The organism is Acidocella aromatica (genome assembly GCF_014201825.1).
In the GTDB taxonomy this organism is placed as follows: Bacteria; Pseudomonadota; Alphaproteobacteria; order Acetobacterales; family Acetobacteraceae; genus Acidocella; species Acidocella aromatica.
This window is the reverse complement of sequence record NZ_JACHFJ010000003.1, coordinates 305,864-329,125: the sequence shown is the minus strand read 5'-3', so window position 1 is coordinate 329,125 and position 23,262 is coordinate 305,864. Positions and strand designations below refer to the sequence as shown.

22 protein-coding genes are annotated in these 23,262 nt (G+C 64.6%); 8 read left to right on the top strand and 14 right to left on the bottom strand.

From position 1 onward, the window contains the following. Positions 1-7 precede the first annotated feature (7 nt). Complete coding sequence (locus HNP71_RS06185) at positions 8-1,777, bottom strand: tetratricopeptide repeat-containing sulfotransferase family protein (protein WP_343062269.1); 1,770 nt, start codon at positions 1,775-1,777, stop codon at positions 8-10. A gap of 96 nt (positions 1,778-1,873) precedes the next feature. After that, positions 1,874-2,278 carry a DUF5335 domain-containing protein gene (locus HNP71_RS06180; protein ID WP_183266000.1) on the bottom strand — a complete coding sequence of 135 codons (405 nt, stop codon included), beginning with the start codon at positions 2,276-2,278 and terminating at the stop codon, positions 1,874-1,876. Between the two features lie 123 nt (positions 2,279-2,401). Here HNP71_RS06180 and HNP71_RS06175 point away from each other — a divergent pair, with 123 nt between their 5' ends. Further along, positions 2,402-2,722, top strand: a complete 321-nt coding sequence (locus tag HNP71_RS06175) for a zinc ribbon domain-containing protein YjdM (RefSeq protein ID WP_183265999.1) — start codon at positions 2,402-2,404, stop codon at positions 2,720-2,722. On the opposite strand, the gene HNP71_RS06170 is transcribed toward HNP71_RS06175, so the two are convergent. From HNP71_RS06170 to HNP71_RS06155, 4 genes are all read right to left on the bottom strand, one after another. Next, the gene (locus tag HNP71_RS06170; protein ID WP_183265998.1) at positions 2,723-3,205 is read right to left on the bottom strand and encodes a GNAT family N-acetyltransferase; all 483 of its coding nucleotides are present in this window, start codon (positions 3,203-3,205) and stop codon (positions 2,723-2,725) included. Positions 3,206-3,296: 91 nt separating this feature from the next. Next, entirely contained in the window at positions 3,297-5,630 is a 2,334-nt protein-coding gene (clpA, locus tag HNP71_RS06165) for an ATP-dependent Clp protease ATP-binding subunit ClpA (RefSeq protein ID WP_183265997.1), read from the bottom strand. A gap of 137 nt (positions 5,631-5,767) precedes the next feature. Further along, entirely contained in the window at positions 5,768-6,097 is a 330-nt protein-coding gene (gene clpS / locus HNP71_RS06160; protein WP_183265996.1) for an ATP-dependent Clp protease adapter ClpS, read from the bottom strand. A 322-nt stretch (positions 6,098-6,419) separates the two neighbouring features. Continuing rightward, entirely contained in the window at positions 6,420-6,956 is a 537-nt protein-coding gene (locus tag HNP71_RS06155) for a phasin family protein (protein WP_183265995.1), read from the bottom strand. Positions 6,957-7,312: 356 nt separating this feature from the next. Here HNP71_RS06155 and HNP71_RS06150 point away from each other — a divergent pair, with 356 nt between their 5' ends. From HNP71_RS06150 to HNP71_RS06140, 3 genes are read left to right on the top strand one after another with little or no spacing between them, the layout of a single operon-like run. Then, positions 7,313-8,590 (top strand): D-alanyl-D-alanine carboxypeptidase family protein, encoded by a 1,278-nt coding sequence (locus HNP71_RS06150; protein ID WP_183265994.1) that lies wholly within the window; start codon positions 7,313-7,315, stop codon positions 8,588-8,590. Positions 8,591-8,638: 48 nt separating this feature from the next. Next, entirely contained in the window at positions 8,639-9,229 is a 591-nt protein-coding gene (locus HNP71_RS06145; RefSeq protein ID WP_183265993.1) for a DedA family protein, read from the top strand. Continuing rightward, positions 9,226-10,338: a D-alanine--D-alanine ligase gene (locus tag HNP71_RS06140; protein ID WP_183265992.1), complete on the top strand. Its 1,113-nt coding sequence runs from the start codon at positions 9,226-9,228 to the stop codon at positions 10,336-10,338. The genes HNP71_RS06145 and HNP71_RS06140 overlap by 4 nt, the downstream gene beginning before the upstream one ends. Here HNP71_RS06140 and HNP71_RS06135 read toward each other — a convergent pair whose 3' ends face one another. Continuing rightward, positions 10,339-12,321, bottom strand: a complete 1,983-nt coding sequence (locus HNP71_RS06135) for a primosomal protein N' (protein WP_183265991.1) — start codon at positions 12,319-12,321, stop codon at positions 10,339-10,341. A gap of 43 nt (positions 12,322-12,364) precedes the next feature. On the opposite strand from HNP71_RS06135, the gene fsa reads away from it, so the two are divergent. The 3 genes from fsa to HNP71_RS06120 are packed head-to-tail and all read left to right on the top strand — an operon-like array spanning position 12,365 to position 14,756. Next, positions 12,365-13,021 carry a fructose-6-phosphate aldolase gene (gene fsa / locus HNP71_RS06130; RefSeq protein ID WP_183265990.1) on the top strand — a complete coding sequence of 219 codons (657 nt, stop codon included), beginning with the start codon at positions 12,365-12,367 and terminating at the stop codon, positions 13,019-13,021. Continuing rightward, positions 13,014-13,922: a tyrosine recombinase XerC gene (locus HNP71_RS06125; protein ID WP_183265989.1), complete on the top strand. Its 909-nt coding sequence runs from the start codon at positions 13,014-13,016 to the stop codon at positions 13,920-13,922. Before fsa ends, HNP71_RS06125 begins: the two co-directional genes overlap by 8 nt. Positions 13,923-13,976: 54 nt before the next feature. Further along, positions 13,977-14,756: a sulfite exporter TauE/SafE family protein gene (locus HNP71_RS06120; RefSeq protein ID WP_246344091.1), complete on the top strand. Its 780-nt coding sequence runs from the start codon at positions 13,977-13,979 to the stop codon at positions 14,754-14,756. Positions 14,757-14,836: 80 nt separating this feature from the next. Here HNP71_RS06120 and atpC read toward each other — a convergent pair whose 3' ends face one another. The 6 genes from atpC to HNP71_RS06090 form a co-directional block, all read right to left on the bottom strand. Then, positions 14,837-15,253, bottom strand: a complete 417-nt coding sequence (gene atpC / locus HNP71_RS06115) for an ATP synthase F1 subunit epsilon (protein ID WP_183265987.1) — start codon at positions 15,251-15,253, stop codon at positions 14,837-14,839. A 3-nt stretch (positions 15,254-15,256) separates the two neighbouring features. Further along, the gene (gene atpD / locus HNP71_RS06110) at positions 15,257-16,687 is read right to left on the bottom strand and encodes a F0F1 ATP synthase subunit beta (RefSeq protein WP_183265986.1); all 1,431 of its coding nucleotides are present in this window, start codon (positions 16,685-16,687) and stop codon (positions 15,257-15,259) included. A 10-nt stretch (positions 16,688-16,697) separates the two neighbouring features. Further along, positions 16,698-17,573: a F0F1 ATP synthase subunit gamma gene (locus tag HNP71_RS06105; RefSeq protein WP_183265985.1), complete on the bottom strand. Its 876-nt coding sequence runs from the start codon at positions 17,571-17,573 to the stop codon at positions 16,698-16,700. Between the two features lie 4 nt (positions 17,574-17,577). Next, positions 17,578-19,110: a F0F1 ATP synthase subunit alpha gene (atpA, locus tag HNP71_RS06100; RefSeq protein WP_183265984.1), complete on the bottom strand. Its 1,533-nt coding sequence runs from the start codon at positions 19,108-19,110 to the stop codon at positions 17,578-17,580. A gap of 1 nt (position 19,111) precedes the next feature. Continuing rightward, entirely contained in the window at positions 19,112-19,675 is a 564-nt protein-coding gene (gene atpH / locus HNP71_RS06095) for an ATP synthase F1 subunit delta (RefSeq protein WP_221246644.1), read from the bottom strand. A gap of 123 nt (positions 19,676-19,798) precedes the next feature. Beyond that, positions 19,799-20,374: a DUF2889 domain-containing protein gene (locus tag HNP71_RS06090; RefSeq protein ID WP_183265983.1), complete on the bottom strand. Its 576-nt coding sequence runs from the start codon at positions 20,372-20,374 to the stop codon at positions 19,799-19,801. A gap of 90 nt (positions 20,375-20,464) precedes the next feature. On the opposite strand from HNP71_RS06090, the gene HNP71_RS06085 reads away from it, so the two are divergent. After that, a complete protein-coding gene (locus tag HNP71_RS06085; protein WP_183265982.1) occupies positions 20,465-21,889 on the top strand; it encodes an MDR family MFS transporter in 1,425 nt (474 codons plus the stop codon). A gap of 56 nt (positions 21,890-21,945) precedes the next feature. Here HNP71_RS06085 and HNP71_RS06080 read toward each other — a convergent pair whose 3' ends face one another. Beyond that, entirely contained in the window at positions 21,946-23,205 is a 1,260-nt protein-coding gene (locus HNP71_RS06080) for a purine-cytosine permease family protein (protein ID WP_183265981.1), read from the bottom strand. Between the last annotated feature and the right edge of the window lie 57 nt (positions 23,206-23,262).

Below are 23,262 nucleotides of genomic sequence, written 5' to 3'. Positions count from 1 at the left end.
CTCCTTCTTAATCCTCGATCACATACCCCAGCTGCTCGATCACCGGCTGCAAGCTCTCCAGCACGGGGGCCAGATGCTTCAAATAAGGCCGGTAGCGGTAGCGCGAGCGGCCGTAGAGCTTCTCCGTCACCTGCGCGTAGGAGGCGGTGCGGGCATAGCGCGTGTTCTGCTCGAAGTTCAGGCAGCGCGGGTCGAACGCCACACCGATGAAATCGAGGATCTTCCGCACATTGGCCTCCTGGTCCACCACCATGTCCTCATAGCGCACCGGCAAATAGCGCATATTCACGTTCCGCCGGTAATGCGCGACGAGGTCCGCCACCAGATTATAGTGCCTGGCGATGCTTTCCATCTGCGCCGCGCAGCAGAAGCCATGGGTGAGATGGTTGGAATAGACCGAGAGCAGCACGTCCAGCGGGTGGCGGATGACATGGATGACCGGCGATTGCGGAAACAGCAGCGCGATCAGCCCGAGATTAGTCTCGTTCAGCGGCATCTTGTCGGTGAAGAAATCCGCGCCGGGCTTGAAGATGCCACTCTTGGCCGCGCGGTTCAGGTAATAGTCGCGCAGCTCGTTCAGCCCGTCGCGCTGGTCGCCCATCCATAGCTCGGCCAGCGCCTCGGGGTAGGTGAGCGGGCTCGCCAGCAGGCGAGGCATGATCTGGGTGATGTCGTTGAGGTAGGGCAGCTCGTCGCCCGCCGCGATGCGCGGATGCACTGTCAGCGTCTGCTCGATGAGCGTGGTGCCCGAGCGCGGAAAACCGACGATGAACACCGGCTGGGGCATGCCCGGGCGAAGTTCCGCCACCGGGAGTGTCTTCATTCTCCGCTCGGTGAAGAAGCCCTTCAGCCGTGCCGCCAGATCCACCGCCGCATCGGCCATGTAGGTGCGCCCCCCCATGTCCAGCGCGCGCTGCTTGCCCGCGGCAAAACAGGCGAAGGCTTCGTCATACCGCCCAAGCTGGTCGAGCAGCCGCCCCTTCTCCGACATTTCCGACGGCCCCAGCCGCAAACGCCCGTCTTCCGGCTCGTGCAGGATGGCCAAGGCCTCCTCGGTACGCTTGAGCCGGGCCAGCACCGTGGCGCGGGTGAGTTGCACGGAAGGATTGCCCGGCAGCAGCCTCTCTGCCTCGTCCAGCAGTTCCAGCGCGCGGCCGAACTTGCGGTCGGCCTCCTCCATCTTGGCGTAGCCCAGCACGGTCTGCAGCACCCCCGGCTTCAGCGCCATGGAATGCTCATACAAAGCACGGGCTTCCTCGATCCGCCCCTGGTTTTTCAGGTTCCAGGCCAAGTTGGCCAGGGTGATCGGCTCCTCGCCCTCAGCCAGCTCCAGCACCTTGCGGTAATGATACTCCCCGATCAGCGGGCGGTTCCCCTCGGTGAGCACGAGGCCCATCAGGTTATGCGCCTGGGCGTTTTGCGGCGCGATGCGGATAGCGTTGCGGGCGTGGATCTCCGCCTCGGCCAACGCGCCCTTGTTAATGAGCAGCAATGTCAGCTCGTTGGTCGCCCAGAAATTATTCGGGTTCAGCGCCACCACACGGCGGATCAGCGCCTCGGCCGCCGCCACTCGCCCCTGCTGCTGGCATAGCCGGTAGTGGAACAGCAGTGCGTCCTCCCGCCCTGGCGCCAACTCCAGCAGATGCCGGGCGTAAACCTCCGCCATCGCCATATTCCCGGCATTCAGCGCGGTCTCGGCCTGGGCCAGCATCGGCGCCAGCGCGTTAGTCGCCTCGGGTGGGGAGAGCGTGGCAAAATCCAGTGCACAACAGCGCACACGCCGCAAACCGGAACCGCACGGGCAAGGGGTAAAGTCCACCATGCCCCGGACTGTAATCAGCCCGGGGCCAGCCGGCTAGGCGGGGTCAGAAGGTCAGGTGCCGGTCCAGGGCGGCGGGTCGCTCGCGGGGAATGTCTCGTCCCCGGCTTCGTCAACCACATCGAATTCCGCCGGGGCGGGCAAGGCCAGCGGCTTGCGCAGCTGGAGCAGGCATTTCACCCCGTCGGCGCCGACGGCCTCCAGGCTGGTCAGCATGCCATTCGCTCCCTCGACATGCACAGATTTCGGGTTATGGATGATATGCTCCAGCCCTTCGAGCGAAATCACCAGGATGTCATCCTTGTGGTCGTAGATGACACCTCTAAGCGGCAACCATTCCGCCTCGACCTGGCTGCCAAGCTTCAACCCCGAAACCCGCACCTCGCCTTCCTCACCCGAGAGCTTTTTGGACAGCTCATCCAGATACGGACGCCAGAGCGCTCTCTCCAATTTTTGCATGGTCATTTCCTCATCCCCCTATTATTTGCCTAAAGGTTGGACGTGACACTGAGATAATAAGTTTCCGCCGCTTTACCAGGGGCCAGTTGTGCCTGGCTGGTGCTCCGCGCTATGCCCTTGCGCATGAGCACAACCCATCCCGCCTGCCCGCAATGCTCCCTGGAAGAGGTGCATCTCCAGGGTGCGAATTATGTCTGCGACACCTGTGGCTATGAATGGCCCGCCGAACTTGCCGAAGCGACCGAAGTGGTGCGCGATTCCAATGGCAACGTCCTAGCCGATGGCGACACGGTGGTGCTGATCAAGGACCTCAAGGTGAAGGGCTCCTCCACCACGCTGAAGGTTGGCACCAAGCTCAAGGGAATCCGCATCACCGGCAGCGGCGACCATGCGGTGGAGCATGGCGGCATCATGCTGAAGCAGGAATTTCTGCGCAAAGCCTGACTAAATCACCCGGAACATGACGAACGCATCCACATAGCCCTGTTCCGGGTGCTTGAAGGCCAGCGGAAGCCGCCCAACGACATCAAACCCCAAGGACTGCCACAGCCGCACGGCCCGGTCGTTGGTGCTGACGACGAAGTTGAACTGCATGGCGCGGTAGCCGCGTAATCTCGCATGCGCCAGCGAGTGTTCATACATTCGCCGGGCAACGCCCCGCCCGGTGGCCGAGGCGCTTGTCATGTACCCGCAATTGCACACATGAGCGCCGCCGCCAGCCTGATTCGGGCGTATGTAATAGGTGCCAAGGATCACACCATCCTCCTCGGCCACGAAAGTCTCTTTATCCGCCCCCAGCCAATATGCCAGCGCCTCCGCTTCGCCCATGCTCCGGTCGAGCGCATAGGTTGCGCCAGCCCGGATCGTAGGACCGAGGATTGACCAGATTGCAGTTTTGTCCTCGGGACGAGCAGGGCGGATCAACATGATGAGTTCCTAGGACAAGCCCCCTTCGAGAGCAAACCACCCTTAAATACCGCTCACACAAAAACGGCGCCCGAAGGCGCCGTTTTCAATTTCAGTGAACTTCTTCCGGCGTCTTCTCGTCGTCGCCGTCGGCCTCGGGCTTGGGCAGAGCGGGGGGCACGGCTTCCGTCACGTCGAAGGCCAGCTTGCCGTCCTTCACCGTCACCTTCACCGCACCACCCTTCACCAGCTTGCCGAAGAGCAGTTCCTCCGCCAGCGGCTTCTTGATCAACTCCTGGATCACCCGGCCCAGCGGCCGCGCGCCATAGAGCGGCTCGTAGCCGCGCTCGGCAAGGAACTCCTTCGCCGCCGAGGACAGCTCGATGGTCACGTTGCGATCCGCGAGCTGCGCCTCCAGCTGCATCACGAACTTCTCCACCACGCGGCCGACGATTTCCGGCGTCAGCGGCGCGAAGGGGATGATCGCATCCAGGCGGTTGCGGAATTCCGGCGTGAATAGGCGCTTCACCGCGTCCTCATCCTCGCCGGTGCGCACCGTGCGGCCGAAGCCGATGGCGGGCTTCTGCATATCCGCCGCGCCCGCATTCGTCGTCATGATCAGGATGACGTTGCGGAAGTCGATCTTCTTGCCGTTATGGTCGGTCAGCTTCCCGTGATCCATGATCTGCAACAGGATATTGAACAGATCCGGGTGCGCCTTCTCGATCTCGTCGAGCAGCAGCACGCAATGCGGGTGCTGGTCGATGGCATCGGTGAGCATGCCGCCCTGGTCGAACCCGACATAGCCCGGCGGCGCGCCGATGAGCCGCGAGACCGAGTGCCGCTCCATGTACTCGGACATATCGAACCGCATCAGCTCGATGCCAAGCGTGGTGGCGAGTTGGCGGGCGACCTCGGTCTTGCCGACGCCGGTGGGGCCGGAGAACAGATAGTTGCCAATCGGCTTCTCCGGGTCACGCAGACCGGCGCGGGAGAGCTTCATCGCCGCCGAAAGTGCCTCGATGGCGGCATTCTGCCCGAACACCATCGCCTTCAGGTCACGCTCCAGATTGCGCAGCACTTCCTTGTCGTCGCTGGAGACCGATTTGGGCGGAATACGCGCGATCTTGGAGACCATGTCCTCGATGTCCTTCAGCGTCACCGTCTTGCGGCGCTTGCTCTCGGGCAGCAGCATGCGCGCGGCCCCAGCCTCGTCGATCACGTCGATCGCCTTGTCCGGCAACTTGCGGTCGTTGATGTACTTCGCCGCCAGCTCCACCGCAGCGCGGATCGCCTCCTCGGTATAGCGGACCTTGTGGTGCTTCTCGTAGGCGCCCTTCAGCCCCCTCAGGATCCGCACCGTATCCTCGACCGACGGCTCGTTCACGTCGATCTTCTGGAAGCGCCGGACCAGGGCGCGGTCCTTCTCGAAGTAGTTGCGGAACTCCTTGTAGGTGGTGGAGCCAATGCAGCGCAGCGAGCCTTGGGCCAGAGCGGGCTTGAGCAGGTTGGAGGCATCCATCGCCCCGCCTGAGGTCGCCCCAGCGCCGATCACGGTGTGAATCTCATCGATGAACAGCACCGCGCCGGGCGAGTTCTCCATCTCTGTCACGACCGCCTTCAGCCGCTCCTCGAAATCGCCGCGATAGCGGGTGCCGGCGAGCAGCGCGCCCATGTCCAACGCATAGATGGTGGCGTTGAGCAACACCTCGGGCACGTCGCCATCGATGATGCGCTTGGCCAAGCCTTCCGCGATGGCGGTCTTGCCCACGCCCGGATCGCCCACATAAAGCGGGTTGTTCTTGGTGCGGCGGCAGAGGATCTGGATCGTGCGCTCGATCTCGTGCTCACGCCCGATCAGCGGGTCGATCTTCCCGTCCCGCGCCTTCTTGTTCAGGTTGATGCAGTAGGTGGAGAGCGCATCCTGGCCGCGCTTGGCGCTGGCCTTCTCCTCGCGCTCCGGCTCGGCGTTCTGGTCGGCCCCGGTGGGGGGGCGCGGCGCGGACTTGCCGGGGCTCTTGGCGATGCCGTGCGAGATGAAATTCACCGCATCCAGCCGCGTCATGTCCTGCAATTGCAGGAAATACACGGCATGGCTCTCGCGCTCCGAGAACAGGGCGACAAGCACGTTCGCGCCGGTCACCTCCTCGCGCCCGGAGGACTGCACATGGATGGCCGCGCGCTGCACCACGCGCTGGAACCCGGCGGTGGGCTTGGGGTCGCCCGCGCGGTCGGTAGCCAAGCCCGCAAGGTCTTTGTCGAGGAACTCGGTCAGATCCTTCTTGATCTTCTCGATGTCCACGCCACAAGCGCGCAGCACAGTCACCGCGTCGGCATCATCCACAAGCCCGAGCAGCAGATGCTCCAGTGTCGCGTATTCATGCTTGCGCTCGGCCGCCAGGGAAAGCGCGCGGTGCAGGGTCTGTTCTAGGTTGCGAGACAGCATGGACTAACTTCCTTTGCGCTGGAAACCAGCGCGCTTGATTCCGGACATTCTACCTGCCTGCCGGGCTGGCATCTCGGCTGCGCCGCCACTGTGGCTGCGCATATTCGTAGATAGTGACGCTGATACGAAATACAGCCTCATTCTTTCTCAATCGTGCATTGCAGGGGATGCTGGTTCTGGCGGGCCAGATCCATCACTTGCGTCACCTTGGTCTCAGCCACCTCATAAGTATAAACGCCACACACCCCCACGCCGCGCCGATGCACATGCAGCATGATCTGCGTCGCCTGGTCGCGGGATTTCTGGAAGAAACGCTCCAGAACGTGCACGACAAACTCCATCGGCGTGTAGTCGTCGTTCAGCATGAGAACCTTGTACATGGTTGGCTTACGGGTCTTGGGCCGCGGCTTCACGACCACGCCGGCATTCGTCCCGTCGCCACCTTTACGCTTGTCGTTCTCGCTCATTCTTCAAACACCCTGGGCGACACCATGGTCCCGCCTCCTCTTCAGCCGGGCGGGTTTCACGCCGCCATATGGGGAGCATATCGAAAGCACGGCCGCCTATGAAAGAGAGAATTTCTCTCAACTGCAAAAAACATGGGCACGGCACCGGTAAATATCCAGTAACCAAGCCTGGGGAAGAACAACACTCCACGACAGCAAAAAGGCCGGACACCTTGGGTGGCCGGCCTTTTTGCGCACACGCCTAAAGCGCGCGCCGTATCGGTAGGTTAGCTCCCAATCCCGACGCGCATGACACGCGCCGGGAAAGCGGGAGCAAACCGGATTAGCGGGTCTTCCCGAAGGTCTCGACCGCGAGGGTCACGCGGGCGGTCAGCGGGGCAATGGCCTGCTCGGTCAGCTTCACGGCGGCGTCGGCGAGCTTGTTGGACTCGGCAACGGCCTTCTCGATGCTGGCCTTGGTGTAGCTGGTCTGCAGATCCACGGCTTCCTTCACGGACTTCACGCCGATCAGCGACTTGCCGAACGCGACGGATTCCTCAATGGATTCCTTGGAGGTGGCGGCCAGGTGCTTGGACAGGTCCTGGAAGCCGGTGGCGTAGATCTGGGTGGCCTTCACGAAGGCTTCCAGGTTGCCCTGGCTGAACGCCAGCATTTCTTCAGAGGTCTTCACGGCTTTCTCAACGCCTTCCTTCAGCTTGGCCTGGGAGGACTCCAGACCCTTCGTGGCTTTCTCGATGCCTTCACGCACGGCGGAAAGGGACTTCTCGAAGCCCTTCACGGAGGCTTCGGTCGCGGATTCGATGGTGGCGGCCGCGGTGTCGGCGGCGGCGGTGGAGGCTTTGGCTTTCGTGGCGCTCATTTTAACAATTTTCTCCCGCAAGCAATTAAGAACGAAACTGCACGGCCCCAACCAGGCGAGCAAAACGGCGCATACCGCAATGCAGCATGCGTTTTGTAGAATGATAAATTCCTTTCGTCAACGATTTTGTGCGCCGCACAAAATCGTCATGAGTCCGTCATTTTCACCCCCTGCCCCACCTTGTTCGGGCCGATACCCCAGGTGCCTCAAAAACCCAACTTAACCCTATGTTCTTGGAAAAGATTTTATGGTTTTGCGCTGGACAGTCCGGCAGCGTGGCGATTAAACTGCGGTATGATTTTGCAATGACGGGGTTAAGGGCGATCATGCGAAGCTGGCGGACAAACACCGGAGTCATGGCAGCTTGGTTGTGCGCGGCCGCGTTTACCGCGGCGCCAGCCACCGCGAAGCAGCATCACCATACGGCGCATCATGTCGCGCAGCCGGCGCCGCAGGTGCAGCCCACCGCCGATGATACCGGCTACGGCCCGACCGCGCCGGGTGTCAGCACCATCCTTGTCGACGCGCAATCCGGCCAGGTGCTCGGCGCCAGCGGCGCGGACACGCCGCGCTACCCCGCCAGCCTGACCAAACTGATGACGCTGGACCTCGCCTTCCAGGCGCTGCGCAGCGGGCAGATGACGCTGGACACGCAGATCCCCGTCTCCGCCCACGCCACCTCGGTTCAGCCGGTCAAGCTCGGCCTGGTGCCCGGCTCCACCATCGCCGCGCGGGACGCCATCCTGGCGATGACCACCATGTCCGCCAACGACGCCGCCACCGCCCTCGGCGAGTATCTCGGCGGCGGCTCCGAGTATCGTTGCGCGCAGATGATGACCCAGCGCGCCAAGCAGCTCGGCATGGCGCAGACGAATTTCGCCAACGCCTCCGGCCTGCCCAACCCCAACCAGGTGACCACCGCGCGGGACCTCTCGCTGCTGGCGCGGGACATCGTGCAGAACTTCCCCGAGGACCAGCAGTTCTTCGAGGTGCAGAGCTTCAATTTCCGTGGCCGCACCGTGTTCAGCAACAACCAGATGCTGAAGACCTATCCCGGCGCCACCGGGATGAAGACCGGCTATACCGACCTCGCCCGCCACAACCTCATCACCAGCGCCCAACGCAACGGCCATGTGCTGATCGGCGTGGTGCTGCACGAGCCGAGCTGGGGTGCCACCTACACCCAGATGCGCGCCCTGCTCGACAGCGGCTTCGGCGGCCGCGCCCCCACGACCACCACCGTGGCCTCGGCTGCCAAGCCGGTGATGCCGCAGGGCGGCACGTTGCAGATGGCCTCGAACACTCATCCGCGCACCGCGGCCCCCATCCCCTCCGCCAACCGCTCCCATGCCACACCGGCCAGCGGCTGGGTGGCGCAGCTTGGCGTATATAGCCGCATGGCCAAGGCGCGCACGGCGGCGCTCACCGCGCATCACCTGCGGGGCGAGGGCATCCCGCGCATCGCCAAGGTGGAGACCAAGGGCCATACCATGTGGAGCGCCCAGCTCGCCGGGCTGACCTCCAATGGCGCCCGCGCCACTTGCAGCGCCATGGCCGCGCGGGGCAATTCCTGCAAGGTCATTCCGCCCAGCGCCGATCATCTGGCCATGCTGACCAACGCCGACGGAACTTAACCCCGTCCGGATTTGGCCTGGAGCCGATCTGGCTCTATGTGACGCCGCATGACACTTATCAGCTTAGCCGGGTTGCTCGCGGCAGCGGGCGGCAACAAGTTGTTGCAGGCCTCGGCGGTCATTGCCGGCACCTTCATCCTGGAGGACGCCGCGACTCTGCTGGCCGCCATGCAGGTGGCCAGCGGCGCGCTTTCCCTGCCGCTGGCGCTTGGTTCGCTTTACGCTGGCATCGTGCTGGGCGACCTCGGGCTGTACGGGCTGGGCTGGCTCTCCGGCAAGCATGAATGGGCAAAGCGGCTGGTGCCGGCGCAGCGGCGCGACCTCGGCCAGCGCTGGGTGAAGCAGCGCGTGTTCCCCTTGGTCATGGTGAGCCGTTTTGTTCCCGGGCTGCGCCTGCCCACCTACACCACACTCGGCTTCCTGCACGCGCCGCTGGTGCAGTTCGCCCTGGCCGCCATCGCCGCCACGCTGATCTGGACCTCCGGGCTCTTCTTCGTCAGCCTGCATCTGGGTGTGCTGATGATGCACTACCTGGGGCTTTGGCGCTGGGCCGGTCTTGCTGTATTTTTGTTGATCATCATCACGGTCGGGCGGCTTGCCACGCGGCTCTACTATATAAAAAGAAGGGACACGCCATGAGCGACGCATCTTTCGCCGGGGCGCTGGGCGCACCGGGGCGCGGCAAAGGCAAGTCTCCGGTTTCATTCTTCGAGTTCTGGCCGGGCTGGCTGTTTTACGCGCCGGTGGTGGTGTACTGGGTGCTCAAGTCGCTTCGCTATGGCAGCGTCACCCTCCCTTCCCTCGCCAATCCCCGCATCGCGGCGGGGGGTATCTGCGGCGAGTCCAAGAACGAGATTCTCAACCTCGCCGGTCCCGAAGCCCGGCAATGGATCGCCAATTTCGTAGGCCTGACCACCTCCGGCCATCGTGGTGGCAACGACCTTGCCCTGGCCCGCAACGCCATGGCCGAGACCGGCCTGAGCTACCCCGTGGTGGCCAAGCCGGATATGAGCTGCAACGGCGTCGGCGTGCGGGTGGTGCATAACGATGCCGAGCTGGCCGACTATCTGGCCGCCTTCCCCCGCGCCACGGCGCTGCAATTGCAGGCGCTCATCCCCTATGAGGGCGAGGCCGGAATTTTCTATATCCGCCGTCCAGGCGAAGCACAGGGGCGCATCACATCGGTGACGCTGAAATACGCCCCCATCGTGACCGGCGACGGCAAGCGCAGCGTGCGCGAGCTGATAGCCGCCGATACAAGGCTCAATGCCGTTTCCGCCCTGCTGCTGAGCAAGATCGGCGCCAAGGCCAACACCATCCCCGCCCCGGGCGAGCGCGTTCGGCTGGTGTTCGTCGGCAATCACTGCCGCGGCTCCACTTTCAAGGACGGACTGGACATCGTCACCCCCGCCCTCACCGCGCGCATTGACGAGATCATGCACGACATGCCGGATGTGTATTTCTCCCGCATCGACCTGCGCTACGACACGCTGGACGCCCTGCGCGACGGGCGGGATTTCAAGATCATCGAGTTCAACGGCTCCGGCTCCGAGGCCACCAATATCTGGGACCCGGCGATGACGCTGGGCCGCGCCTACACCACGCAGTTCTTCCACTACGGCGAGTCGTTCCAGATCGGCGCGGAAATCCGCCGCCGCTTGGGGCTGAAGCCGGTAGGGCTGCTCAAGCTGGCGGCTTTGTGGTGGCACCAGAAGCGGCTCATGGCCGCCTATCCGGCGAACGACTGATTACATGAAAGACACCGGGTCGATATCCACATCGACTCGCACCACACGCGGCACTTCCACCCGCGCCAGCCAGTCCCGCAGCAAGGGCTGCACGGCAATCTCTCGTGTTGTCTTCAGCAATAGCCGCCGCCGGAACCGTCCGCGCAGCAGCGCGATGGGCGCGGGTGCCGGCCCCAGCACCTGAATCCCCTGCCCGCGCGGCGCCGCACGGGCGAGATCGCGCGCCGCCTGATCGGCCATGCGCTCATCGGTGGCGCTGATGATGAGCGCCGCCAGCCGCCCGAAAGGCGGCCAATGGCCGGGCCGACGCTGCGCCGCCTCCTGCGCCAGGAACTCCTGCAGATCGCCCGAGAGCAGTGCGGCGATCACCGGATGCTCGGGCGCGAAGGTCTGCAGCAGCACCTGCCCCGGCGCCCCAGCCCGCCCGGCGCGGCCCGCTACCTGATGCAGCATCTGCACCGTATGCTCGCTTGCGCGCAGATCGCCTCCCGCCAGCCCCAGATCGGCATCCACCACCCCCACCAGCGTGAGCAGCGGAAAATGCCAGCCCTTGGCCACCATCTGCGTACCAATGATGATCCCCACCTCGCGCGCATTGATCCGCCGCGCCGCCTCCGCCGCCTGGGCCGGGCCGACGATGATGTCCGACGCCATGACCAGCGCTCCCGTATCGGGGAAGGCTTCGGCCACCTCCTCGGCAATGCGCTCGACACCGGGGCCGATCGGCACGAAGGAATTCTCCGCCTCGCAGGAGGGGCATTGCACCGGCTTGGGGATGGTATGGCCACAGTGATGGCAGATCAGCCGGGCGTGGGAGCGATGCTCCACCAGCCAGGCGCTGCAATGTGGGCAGGCAATCCGGTGGCCGCATTTGCGGCACAGCGTCAGCGGCGCGTAACCCCGACGATTAAGGAACAACATCGCCTGCTCGCCGCGCTCCAGCGTCTCGCGCATCGCCGCCAGCAGCCGGGGCGAGAGGAACTTCCCCCGCTCCGGCGGGGCCTGGCGCAGATCGATGGCGTGGGTCTTGGGCAGGGACGCCCCGCCATGGCGTGAGGGCAGGTCCAGCTTACGGTAACGCCCCTGGGCAGCGTTCTCCACACTCTCCAGGCTTGGCGTGGCACTCACCAACACCACAGGGCAGGCACAGAACTTGGCGCGCACCACCGCCATGTCCCGCGCGTTATACATCACGCCATCCTCCTGCTTGAAGGCGGTCTCATGCTCCTCATCCACCACGATGAGCCCAAGCTTGGGGAACGGCAGGAACAACGCCGAGCGCGCCCCCACCACCACATCGGCCCGCCCTTCGGCCACGGCGCGGTAGGTCTCGCGCCGGTGCGCCGGGGTGAGCTCGGAATGCCAGACCGCCGGGGCAGTGCCGAAGCGCGCAGCGAAACGCTCAAGAACCTGGATGGACAGCGCGATCTCAGGCAGCAGCACCATCACTTGACGGCCCAGGCGCAACGCCTCGGCCACGGCTTCCAGATACACCTCGGTCTTGCCCGAGCCGGTAACGCCGTCGAGCAGCGTCACCTCGAATTTTTGCGCCCACACAGAGGCGCAAAGCGCCGTGGCCGCCGCCTCCTGCGCCGGGGAGAGCACCGGGCCAGGAAGAGCGGGGTCAGCGCCGCCAAACGCGAATTGCTTGGCGCGCTTGGGCGGGGCGACGAGTAGTTGCTCCTTTAGCCCCAAAGCCAGCACATCGCCGCGCCGGGCCAGGGTGTAGCCCGCCACCCAGTCGATGAACTTGCGAGTCGTCTCCGGCAGCGGCGGGACGGCATACACCCCGGCAATGGGCTTCACCTTCACCGCCATATCTGGCGCATCATCCCACACCGCCCCCACCACCACGCGCGAGCCCAGCGGCACTCTTACTAATGTGCCCGGCGCCAACGGTTCGTCAGCCGCATAGGTGAAGGCGGTGTCGAACTTATAGGGGAGCAATACGCTCACACGGGTTGTTTGGGCGGAGGGCTCCATGCTGTATGCTTAACCAGGAACCCAGACCACCGGAAAGTAACCCATGAAATTCTTTGTAGATACCGCCGAGATCAACGAAATCCGCGAGCTGGCCGAAACCGGCCTGTTGGATGGCGTGACCACGAATCCCTCCCTCATCGCCAAGTCCGGCCGCAAGATTCTCGACGTGATCGCCGAGATCTGCGAGGTGGTGGACGGCCCGGTGAGCGCCGAAGTGGCCGCCACCGAGTACAAGCAGATGCTCAAAGAGGCCAAAGTGCTGCGCAAGATCGCCAAGAACGTGGTGATCAAGGTACCCCTGACGCCGGACGGCCTGCGCGCCTGCCACACCCTCTCGCAGGATGGCGTGATGGTGAACGTGACCCTGTGCTTCTCCGCTGCCCAGGCGCTGCTGGCGGCCAAGGCCGGCGCCACCTTCATCTCCCCCTTCATCGGCCGCCTGGACGATATCGGCCAGAACGGCATGGATCTGATCGCCGACATCGTGCAGATCTACGCCAACTACCCGAACATCAAGACCGAGGTTCTGGCTGCCTCCATCCGCAACCCGATCCACCTGATCGAGGCCGCCAAGATGGGCGCCGATGTCGCCACCATCCCGCCGGGCGTGATCAAGCAGCTCTACAACCACCCGCTCACCGACAAGGGCCTCGCCGCCTTCATGAAGGATTGGGCTGCCACCGGGCAGAGCATTGTCTGAGAGCCTCACCGAGGATTTCTGCTCCTGGCTCGGCGCTGAGCGCCGGGCCGCTGAAAAGACGCTGGAAACCTATGCGCGCGATGTGCGCGGGTTTTTGGGCTTCCTCGCCGGGCATACCGGCGAGGCTGTCACCCTGGGCAGCCTGCGCGCCTTAAGCGCCGCCGACTTTCGTGCCTGGCTCGCTTTGGCCGCCAAGGCGGGCGACATCAACGCCACCCGCGCGCGCAAGCTCTCTGCCATCAAAACCTTCTTCCGCTTCCTGAAAAAGCGCCACGGTGTCGAGACCACGGCGCTGGAGCTGATCTCCCGCCCCCGCCCCAAGCGCCCGCTACCCAAGGCCCTGAGCGCCACGGACGCCATCAGCGTGGCCGAAGACATCGGCGAGGTTGAGGATACCCCCGCCCTGCAAGCTCGCAATTCCGCGCTGATGACGCTGCTCTACGGTGCCGGTCTGCGCATCAACGAGGCGCTGTCTCTCAACGTGGGCGACCTCCCGGCTATGGACGCACCGCTGCGCGTCACCGGCAAAGGCAATAAACAACGGATTGTGCCGCTGCTGCCCGCGGTGCGCGAGGCTCTGGCCACGTGGCTGAAATTGCACCCGAATCCGGGACGGGACGAGCCATTATTCGTGGGCACACGCGGGGGGCGGCTAAATGCGGGCGTCGCCCAGAAGGCCCTGCGCGATTTCCGCCGCTTCAACGGCCTGCCCGAGCACGCCACCCCGCACGCGCTGCGCCATTCCTTCGCCACGCATCTGCTGGCGGGCGGAGCGGACCTTCGCGCCATCCAGGAATTGCTCGGCCATGCCAGCCTTTCCACCACGCAGCGCTATACCGATGTCGATACGGCCCAGCTCCTCGATGTCTGGCGCCGGGCGCACCCGCGCACCCGTACATAGATTGCTCCATCGGCTACCCATGTGATAGGTAAGCCTATGAATATAATAGATCATATGTCTGTTCAGCCTGGTTATGCGTTCTCCGGCCTGCTCGTGGGCTTGGCCGTCGGGCTGACGGGTGTAGGCGGCGGCTCGCTGATGACGCCGATTCTCGTACTCTTCTTCCGCTTTCATCCCGCCACAGCGGTCGGCACTGATTTGCTCTTCGCCGCCGCCACCAAGACGGTCGGCACCACCATCCACAGCGCCGGCAAGACCGTGGATTGGGGCATCGTGCGCCGTCTGGCCACCGGCTCCGTACCTGCCACCGTCCTCAGCCTGCTGGCGATCAGCTATTTCGGCATCAACAGCAAGGCGATCACCACGGCCATCACCACGGCGCTGGGCGTGGCGCTACTACTCAGCGCCGTTTCGCTGCTGTTCAAAGATAAAATCGTCCACCTCATCGCGCGTCGCTACCCGGAATTCGGCGAGACCAATTCCTTAAAGCTGACCGTCGTGGTCGGCTTCATCCTAGGCGTGCTGGTATCGCTGTCATCCGTGGGGGCCGGGGCGCTGGGCACCATCGCCCTGCTCGTCCTCTACCCGCGCTTGCCGATCGTGCGCATCGTAGGGTCGGACATTGCCCATGCCGTGCCGCTGACCCTGCTCGCCGGGCTCGGGCACTGGTATCTCGGCACCATCAATTTCACGCTGCTGGAATCGCTGCTGGTCGGCTCCGTCCCGGGCATCATCATCGGCAGCTACGGCGCGCGCTACGCCCCGGATGTGGTGCTGAAGATTCTGCTGGGCATCATCCTCTTCCTCGTCGGGCTCAAGATGCTGACACACTGAAGTCCAGCATCCAGCCACCAACAAAAAAGGCTCTCCCCTGCGGGAGAGCCTTTTTAATTCGCCGCCTCTTGGCTCGCTAACTATTCCGCCTTGCCGGGGGCGATGGAGTCGACCATCGCCTGTGCGGAGATCAGCTGGTCGGAGACCTCGCGATAGGCGTCGGCATTGTTCAGATCCGCCGCCTCATACGCCGCCTTGGCCTTGGCCAGGGCGTCCGCCGCCTTGGCCGGGTCGAGATCGGCCTGACGGACGATCTCATCGGCCAGCACGGCGATGCGCGATTCGGTGATCTCGGCGAAACCGCCGGAGACGAAGAAACGGTCGGTGACCTGGTCCTTCTCGTAGATGTCCACCAGCCCGCCGCGCAGACCGGTGATCAGCATCGAGTGCCCCGGGAGCACGCCGATATCGCCCTCCGTGCCAGGAATGACGACCATATCGACGTCACGCGCCAGCAGCAGCTTTTCCGGGCTGATGATTTCCAGGGCGATCGGCATTGATTACGCCTTCGCGGCCAGGGTTTCGGCCTTGGCGATCGCTTCCTCGATGGTGCCAACCATGTAGAAGGCGGCTTCCGGCAGGTGATCGTACTCGCCGTTCACGATGCCCTTGAAGCCGCGGATGGTGTCCTCGACCTTCACGAACTTGCCCGGCGAACCGGTGAACACTTCGGCCACATGGAAAGGCTGGGAGAGGAAGCGCTCGATCTTACGGGCGCGGGCCACAACCTGCTTGTCCTCTTCCGAGAGCTCGTCCATGCCCAGAATGGCAATGATGTCCTGCAGGGACTTGTAGGTCTGCAGGATGCGCTGCACGTCGCGGGCAACCTTGTAGTGTTCCTCGCCGACGATACGCGGGTCGAGCGAGCGGGAGGTGGAGTCCAACGGGTCCACGGCCGGGTAGATGCCCTTTTCTGCGATCGCGCGGTTGAGCACCGTGGTCGCGTCGAGATGGGCGAAAGTCGCGGCCGGGGCCGGGTCGGTCAGATCGTCCGCCGGCACGTACACGGCCTGCACGGAGGTGATGGACCCCTTCTTGGTGGAGGTGACGCGCTCCTGCAGGGCGCCCATGTCGGTGGCCAGCGTCGGCTGGTAACCCACCGCGGAGGGGATACGGCCCAGCAGCGCGGACATCTCGGCACCCGCCTGGGTGAAGCGGAAGATGTTGTCCACGAAGAACAGCACGTCCTGGCCTTCCACGTCGCGGAAGTACTCGGCCATCGTCACGCCGGAGAGGGCGACGCGGGCGCGCGCACCCGGCGGCTCGTTCATCTGGCCATAAACCAGCGCCACCTTGGAACCTTCGGTGTCGTTCTCGTTCAGCTTGATAACGCCGGCATCGACCATTTCGTGGTACAGGTCGTTACCCTCACGGGTACGCTCACCCACGCCCGCGAACACGGACACGCCGCCATGGCCCTTGGCGATGTTGTTGATCAGCTCCTGGATGAGCACGGTCTTGCCCACGCCGGCGCCGCCGAACAGGCCAACCTTACCGCCCTTCAGGTAGGGAGCCAGCAGGTCAACCACCTTGATGCCGGTGACGAGGATCTCGGCCGAGCCGGCCTGCTCCTCGAAGGAGGGGGCGGAGCGGTGGATCGGGGAGTGGGCGGCGGCGGGGATGGCGCCACGCTCGTCGATCGGCTCACCGATCACGTTCAGGATGCGCCCCAGCACGCCCGGGCCGACCGGCACGGAGATGGCGGCGCCGGTGTCAGTCACCTGCTGGCCGCGCACCATGCCGTCGGTGCTGTCCATGGCGATGCAGCGCACGGTACGCTCGCCGATTTCCTGCGCGACTTCCAGCACCAAGCGGCGGTCACCCACCTTGGTTTCCAGCGCGTTCTGGATGAAGGGGAGCGCGCCGTCGAACTGCACGTCGACGACCGCACCCATGATCTGCGTCACTCGGCCGGTGTTGTTGCTTGTCATCTCTCTATCCTCAAACGGCTTGCGCGCCAGCAATGATTTCAATCAGTTCAGTCGTGATGTTCGCCTGCCGCGCCCGGTTGTAGCTGAGCGTCAGCTTCTTGATCATCTCGCCCGCATTACGCGTGGCGCTATCCATGGAGGTCATCTGTGCCGCGTAGAAGCCGGCGCTATTGTCCAGCAAGGCGGCATAGATCTGCACCGCGAGGTTGCGCGGCAGCAGACGCTCGAGGAGCGAACCATCATCCGGCTCCACCTCGTAGTTGTGCTCCATCTTATTGTCGTTGGCCGTGGGCTGGGCCGCCGGGACCAGCGGCTGCTCGGTCGGCTTCTGGACCATCACGTTCTGGAAGTGGTTGTACACCAGGGTGATGACGTCGTATTCGCCAGCCTTGAAGCCGCGCACCAGTTCCTGCGCCACTTCTTCGGCGTCGGCGAAGCTGGCGGCCTTCTTGCCAACGAAGTTCTTGGTGCCGACGATCTTGTCCTTCATGTCCAGGCGCAGGGCGTCATTGCCCTTACGGCCCAGCGTGAAGATCTTCACCGTCTTGCCCTCAGCCTCCAGCGCCTTAGCCTTGGTGCGGACCGCCTTGGCGATGTTCGCGTTGAAGGCGCCCGCAAGACCGCGGTCGGCGGTCACGGCGACGAGCAGATGCGTCTTGCTCTTGCCGTTACCCACCAGCAGCGGGCTGGCATTGGGGTTGCCCGCCTCGGAGGCGGCTAGCGCCGCGAGCATCTCGCCCATGCGGCAAGCATAGGGGCGTGCCGCCTCGGCCTGCGCCTGCGCGCGGCGCAGCTTGGCGGCCGCCACCATCTTCATGGCGCTCGTGATCTTCCGCGTCGATTTGACGGAGTTGATCCGGTTGCGCAGGGATTTCAAGGAGGCCATGGGCTTATCCGAACGTGCGGAGCAGGTTCTCGATGAAGGCGATCAGCTTCGTCTCGGTGTCCGGCTTGATCTGCTGGTCAGCCTCGATGGCCTGCACGATCTCCGGCGCGGTGGCCTGGATCGTGGTCAGCAGCGCCGCCTCGAACTTGCCGACATCCGTCACCGCGACGGTATCGAGATAGCCGCGGGTACCAGCGAACACGGAGATGACCTGCTCAGCCACGGAGAGCGGCTTGAACTGCGGCTGCTTCAGCAGCTCGGTCAGGCGCGCGCCACGGGCCAGCAGCTTCTGCGTGGCGGGGTCGAGATCGGAGGAGAACTGGGCGAAGGCCGCCATTTCGCGGTACTGCGCCAGGTCCAGCTTGATCTTGCCGGCCACCTGCTTCATCGCCTTGATCTGCGCGGCAGAGCCGACGCGCGAAACGGAGAGGCCAACATTGATGGCGGGGCGGATGCCCTTGAAGAACAGCTCCGTCTCCAGGAAGATCTGACCGTCGGTGATGGAGATCACGTTGGTCGGGATGTAGGCGGAGACGTCACCGGCCTGGGTCTCGATGACCGGCAGAGCGGTGAGCGAGCCAGCGCCCTTGTCGTCGGACATCTTGGCCGCGCGCTCGAGCAGGCGCGAGTGCAGATAGAACACGTCTCCGGGATAGGCTTCACGGCCCGGCGGACGGCGCAGCAGCAGCGACATCTGGCGGTAGGCGACAGCCTGCTTGGAGAGGTCGTCGTAACCGATGAGGGCGTGCATGCCGTTGTCGCGGAAGTACTCGCCCATGGCGGTGCCGGTGTACGGGGCCAAGTACTGCATCGGGGCCGGGTCGGAGGCGGTGGCGGCGACGACGATGGAGTACTCCATCACGCCGTACTCCTCGAGGGTGCGCACCAGCTGCGCCACGGTGGAGCGCTTCTGCCCGACCGCAACGTAGATGCAGTACAGCTTCTTGCTCTCATCGCCAGTAGCGTTGACGGCCTTCTGGTTGATGATGGAGTCGATGATCAGCGCGGTCTTGCCGGTCTGGCGGTCACCGATGATCAGCTCGCGCTGGCCGCGGCCGACGGGCACCAGCACGTCGATGGCCTTGATGCCGGTCTGCATCGGCTCATGCACGGACTTACGGGGAATGATGCCCGGGGCCTTGGTCTCGACGAGGCGGCGCTCGGAGGCCACGATCGGGCCCTTGCCGTCGATCGGGGTGCCCAACGCGTCCACCACGCGGCCCAGCAGGCCCTTGCCCACCGGCACGTCGACGATCTGGCCGGTGCGGGTGACGGTGTCGCCCTCGCGGATGGTCTTGTCGTCGCCGAAGATCACCACGCCGACATTGTCGGCCTCGAGGTTGAGCGCCATGCCCTTGATTCCGGCGCCGGGAAATTCCACAAGCTCGCCGGCTTCCACATTGCTCAGGCCGAAGACGCGGGCAATGCCGTCACCCACGGAGAGGACCTGGCCGGTCTCGGCCACGTTTGCTTCGGTGTCGAAATCCGCGATCTGACGCTTCAGGATCTCGGAGATTTCGGCTGGGCGGATCTCCATGTCAGGCAGCTCCCTTGAGAGAATAGTTGAGCCGGTTAAGGCGTGACTTAAGGCTGGTATCGAAAAGTTTGGCGCCGACTTTCAGCACCAGCCCGCCGAGCAGGCTGGGGTCGGTGTGCTCGACAAGACGGACATTGCCATAGCCGGCTTCCGCCAGGCGGGCACGCAGCTGGGTGCGCTGCAATTCGGTAAGCTCGTGCGAGGAGGTGACATCGGCCACGACCTCGCCGCGCTTGGCGGCGACATAGGCGGCGAAACCGGCGACCGGGGCCGGCAGGTCGCGCAGGCGGCGATTCGCCACGACGACATTGACGAAATTGCGCACCAGCGTGCCGAAACCCTGGGCGGCGAGGGCATCGGCCAGAACCTGGCGGGCCTTGGCGGCGTCGGTCAGCGGGTTGGCCAGGAACTGCTTGAGCGGCGCGCTCTCGGCGATCAGCCGCCCGAGAGCCTGCATCTGCTCAATTACCTCGTTCAGGGCGTTCTGCTCAAAAGCCAGTGCATACAGAGCAGCCGCGTAACGCGCGGTCAACCCGGTCTCGCCAGTGCCTGTGATCTCGGCCAATATTTTTGTCCCGCCTAGTTGCCATGGTCTAAAATTCAAGCCCCCTTAGCCGGGGCTGCGCGGGGCAGTAACATAGCGTTTTACGCGCAGCAAGGCCGTAAACGTTTCATCGGACGTCTAGTTTCAGCGGTTTTCATCCTCAGCCGGGGCTGGGCGGGCCCTGGCGGCGATCGGCCCGGCCTCGTCATGCGCGTAACAGCTGTTGAGAAGCCCGCGCGCCAGCCGCGGCTCCGCGCCCAGATGGTGCGCCGGCGCGGACTTATCCGTGGGTTTACGCAGCCCCTGGCGGGTCTGGTAGGCCACGGTGGCCACCTGCTGGATCAGCTCGCGCAGATGCGTGCAGCCCTCCACCCCGCGCACGCGCTGCGCCGCCTGGGTAAGAAACCCCTTGCCGATGACCAGCCCCTTGAGCCGCTCGAAATTCGGCGCCACTCCGGGACATATGGAATAAGGTGTGGCGTCCATCGCGGCCTCGCAGGCCACGATCTCCAGCTCCTGCGTCAGCGTCATGCGCAGCCACATATCGTGCAGCGGCTCCCCGGCCTGGATGCCATTCCGGTCAATATTGCTGGCGCTGTAGGTCTTGATATCGGTCATATGCGCCTCGACATCCATGAGCCCGTCCTCGCGCTCATAACCGCTCAGGCGGATGTCGCGCATGTGCAAGAGGCGGCGCGGAACGGTATGGCTGAGCGGCATGGTGGGTTGGCCCTTGAACTTAAGAACTGCGCGAGGCTTGTTCTATTCCCGCAGTGCGGGAAAAACGCAAATACGGGAGAGTGCACAGGCATGACGGCAAACGCCAGCGCCACGGCAATACCGGAACAACGCGACTACAGCCATGCCGAACGGCTGCGCGTGGTCACGGGGGTTATCACCTGCATCCTGCTGGTGGCGCTGGACCAGTCGGTGGTGCTGCCCGCCATACCGCAGATCGCCGCCAACCTGCATGGCGACGCGCATCTTTCCTGGGTGGTCTCGGCCTATCTGCTCACCACCACCGCCACCACGCCCATTTACGGCAAACTCTCCGACCATATCGGGCGCTACAAGGTCCTGGCCCCGGCGCTGTTGGTGTTTCTGGCGGCCTGCGTCGTCTGCGCCGTGGCGGATTCGGTGCCGATGCTCGCTCTGGGCCGGGCGCTGCAGGGCCTGGGCGGCGGGGCGCTGGCGGCCGTTGGCCAGGCGGCGGTGGCCGATGTGGTGCCGCCGCGCGAGCGCGGGCGCTACCAGGGCTGGTTCGCCTCCATGTGGGCACTCTCGTCCCTTGCCGGGCCGGTGGTGGGCGGTTTCATCACCCAGCATCTCTCCTGGCGCTGGATCTTCTGGGGCAATTTGCCGCTGGCGGTCATCGCGCTTGTCATGAGCACCCGCGCCTTGCGGAGCCTGCCCGTGGCGGGAACCAAAGGGCGCATCGACTATGCCGGGGCGGCGCTGCTGATGTTCAGCGTGGCCGCCACCGTGCTGGCGCTGAGCGAGGGCGGCACGGATTTCCCCTGGCTTTCCTGGCAGGAGGCGGCGATCTGGGCCGCCGCCCTGCTCGGCTTCGCCCTGCTCGCGGCGCAGCAGCGCATAGCCCCGGCGCCGCTGCTGCCGGCGGCGTTGCTGAGCCGGGTCGGGGGCGTCGCGTTGCTCGGCGGGCTGACTTCGGCGGCCTTGTTCACCGCCATCTTCCTGCTGCCGCTGCTGCTGCAATGGATCTACGGTGAAACCGCCTCCACCGCGGGCCTGCATCTGGTGCCGATGCTGTTCGCCAGCACCATCGGCGCCTTTGCCGCCGGGCAAACCACCCGGCGCACCGGGCAGGTGAAGCCCGTGCTGACGGCGGCGCTGCTGATCGGCACCATTGGCTACGGCCTGCTCTGCTTCAGCCTGCATGCCGCAAGCCCGCTTTGGCCGGTCGGCTTCGCCGCGCTGGGGGGCATTGGCCTGGGCGGGCTGATGCCAACCACGCTGGTGGCGGTGCAAAGCCTTGCCCATCGCGGCGAGATGGGCGCTGCAACCGGCATCTTGCTGGTGGTGCGCGCCATGGGCGGCACATTCGGGGCCACGCTGGCGGGGGTGGCCATAACCCTGGCCGGGCATGCCAGCCTCTCGGGCTTCCGCCTCGGCTTCCTCGCCGCCGCCATCTTCCTGGTGCTAGGCGTCGCCCTGGTGGTACGGCTGCCGCGGATCGACCTGCACGCCAGCGTGACCACCGGCAAACCGGCATGAAAAAACCGGCCAGAGGGCATCCCCCTGGCCGGTTCGTAGCGTGCGATGTTGCTGGCTTACGCCGCCTTGGCGGGCTTGCTCAGCAGCAAATAGAACAGCGCCCCGGCGACGAAGGAGACGATGAAGGTGGAATCGCCAATCTGCGGGAACTTGGCCGCCACCGGGCCGACATAAAGTGCCTGGTTATAGAACGGCCAGGACACGGCGATGGCCCCCACCCAGGCGATGAACGCGGCACTCACCGGCAGGCGGGAGACGCGGTCGGTAACATGGCACAGCAGGGTGATAGCAATCCACGGCATGGTCCAGTAGCCGAGCACCAGCAGGAAGTTCTCGTAATTGGTGATGAAGTTCGCCGCCGCCAGGGCGGAGAGCGTGGCGGAGTAGATGTTGATGATGTTGGCACTGATCGTGCCCAGGATGACGGCGATGAGGAACGGCACCTTGAACCAGTCGGGCATCCAGGTGGTGAACAGGTCAGACGGCTTGGTGAAGGACACGGCGGCCCCCAGCAGCGCGCCCAGCGCCTCGATCCACACGGTGGAGATCACCGAGCCGAGGAAGGCGTAGGAGAACACGGTCTTCTTCACCCCGGCGGCGCCGGTCTCGGTACGCAAATAGCGGGTATAGTCGGAGGAATAGGGAATCCAGCCGACCATGTAGCCCACCATGATCGAGACGGTGAGGATGAACGCGCCGGAGAAGCCGCCCACCGCCGCCTCGGCCTTCACGTTCTCAGGCACAGAGAGGCCCAGATGCTGCACCGCCACCACGGTGAGCGCCAGGAAGGCCAGGGTCAGGAAATAGACCAGGTATTTCTCCGCCGTCTGGATCAGGTCATGCCCGAAGAAGGCGATGGCGACCTGCACCAGCGAGAGCGCGACCACGCCGATGATGAGGCTGCCGCCGAAGAAATATTGCAGCGCATAGGCCCCGGCGATGGTGTTGACCGCGAACCACGAAAACCCGCCGAAGAAATTCAGCAGCGAGGGCAGCTTGTTGCCCAGCTCGCCGAACCAGTTGGCGCCCTGGATCATCTGCGGGCGGCCGTAATCCACCCCGAAAGTGCTGAAGAAGGCCAGCACCAGCCCGCCCAGCACATTGGCAATAACGATAGCCAGCAGCGCCGCCGAGAAAGACAGGCCCAGCCAGCCCGTGGCCAGCGCGCCGGTGGTCAGGGTCGCGAATTCGATATTCGCGGCCATCCACAGGCCGAACACGGCCTTCGGGTTACCGTGGCGCTCCTGCGGGGAGACCTCGGCAATGCCTTTTTCTTCGATAATGCCATAAAGTTCGGGGGTTACTTCGGCGGTCATTCTGCACTCCCTCAGGGGCCCGGCCCTCAAAATTGCCCCGCGCGCAAGGCCGGATAC

What these genes read in the sequence shown, in the direction of transcription:
- atpA (WP_183265984.1), bottom strand. Translation starts at nt 19,110, where the DNA reads ATGGAGATCCGCCCAGCCGAAATCTCCGAGATCCTGAAGCGTCAGATC.
- fsa (WP_183265990.1), top strand. Translation starts at nt 12,365, where the DNA reads ATGAAATTCTTTGTAGATACCGCCGAGATCAACGAAATCCGCGAGCTG.
- HNP71_RS06090 (WP_183265983.1), bottom strand. Translation starts at nt 20,374, where the DNA reads ATGCCGCTCAGCCATACCGTTCCGCGCCGCCTCTTGCACATGCGCGAC.
- HNP71_RS06155 (WP_183265995.1), bottom strand. Translation starts at nt 6,956, where the DNA reads ATGAGCGCCACGAAAGCCAAAGCCTCCACCGCCGCCGCCGACACCGCG.
- HNP71_RS06120 (WP_246344091.1), top strand. Translation starts at nt 13,977, where the DNA reads ATGTCTGTTCAGCCTGGTTATGCGTTCTCCGGCCTGCTCGTGGGCTTG.
- HNP71_RS06105 (WP_183265985.1), bottom strand. Translation starts at nt 17,573, where the DNA reads ATGGCCTCCTTGAAATCCCTGCGCAACCGGATCAACTCCGTCAAATCG.
- HNP71_RS06085 (WP_183265982.1), top strand. Translation starts at nt 20,465, where the DNA reads ATGACGGCAAACGCCAGCGCCACGGCAATACCGGAACAACGCGACTAC.
- HNP71_RS06080 (WP_183265981.1), bottom strand. Translation starts at nt 23,205, where the DNA reads ATGACCGCCGAAGTAACCCCCGAACTTTATGGCATTATCGAAGAAAAA.
- HNP71_RS06170 (WP_183265998.1), bottom strand. Translation starts at nt 3,205, where the DNA reads ATGTTGATCCGCCCTGCTCGTCCCGAGGACAAAACTGCAATCTGGTCA.
- atpD (WP_183265986.1), bottom strand. Translation starts at nt 16,687, where the DNA reads ATGACAAGCAACAACACCGGCCGAGTGACGCAGATCATGGGTGCGGTC.
- HNP71_RS06135 (WP_183265991.1), bottom strand. Translation starts at nt 12,321, where the DNA reads ATGGAGCCCTCCGCCCAAACAACCCGTGTGAGCGTATTGCTCCCCTAT.
- clpS (WP_183265996.1), bottom strand. Translation starts at nt 6,097, where the DNA reads ATGAGCGAGAACGACAAGCGTAAAGGTGGCGACGGGACGAATGCCGGC.
- HNP71_RS06175 (WP_183265999.1), top strand. Translation starts at nt 2,402, where the DNA reads ATGAGCACAACCCATCCCGCCTGCCCGCAATGCTCCCTGGAAGAGGTG.
- HNP71_RS06145 (WP_183265993.1), top strand. Translation starts at nt 8,639, where the DNA reads ATGACACTTATCAGCTTAGCCGGGTTGCTCGCGGCAGCGGGCGGCAAC.
- HNP71_RS06140 (WP_183265992.1), top strand. Translation starts at nt 9,226, where the DNA reads ATGAGCGACGCATCTTTCGCCGGGGCGCTGGGCGCACCGGGGCGCGGC.
- atpC (WP_183265987.1), bottom strand. Translation starts at nt 15,253, where the DNA reads ATGCCGATCGCCCTGGAAATCATCAGCCCGGAAAAGCTGCTGCTGGCG.
- clpA (WP_183265997.1), bottom strand. Translation starts at nt 5,630, where the DNA reads ATGCTGTCTCGCAACCTAGAACAGACCCTGCACCGCGCGCTTTCCCTG.
- HNP71_RS06150 (WP_183265994.1), top strand. Translation starts at nt 7,313, where the DNA reads ATGGCAGCTTGGTTGTGCGCGGCCGCGTTTACCGCGGCGCCAGCCACC.
- HNP71_RS06180 (WP_183266000.1), bottom strand. Translation starts at nt 2,278, where the DNA reads ATGCAAAAATTGGAGAGAGCGCTCTGGCGTCCGTATCTGGATGAGCTG.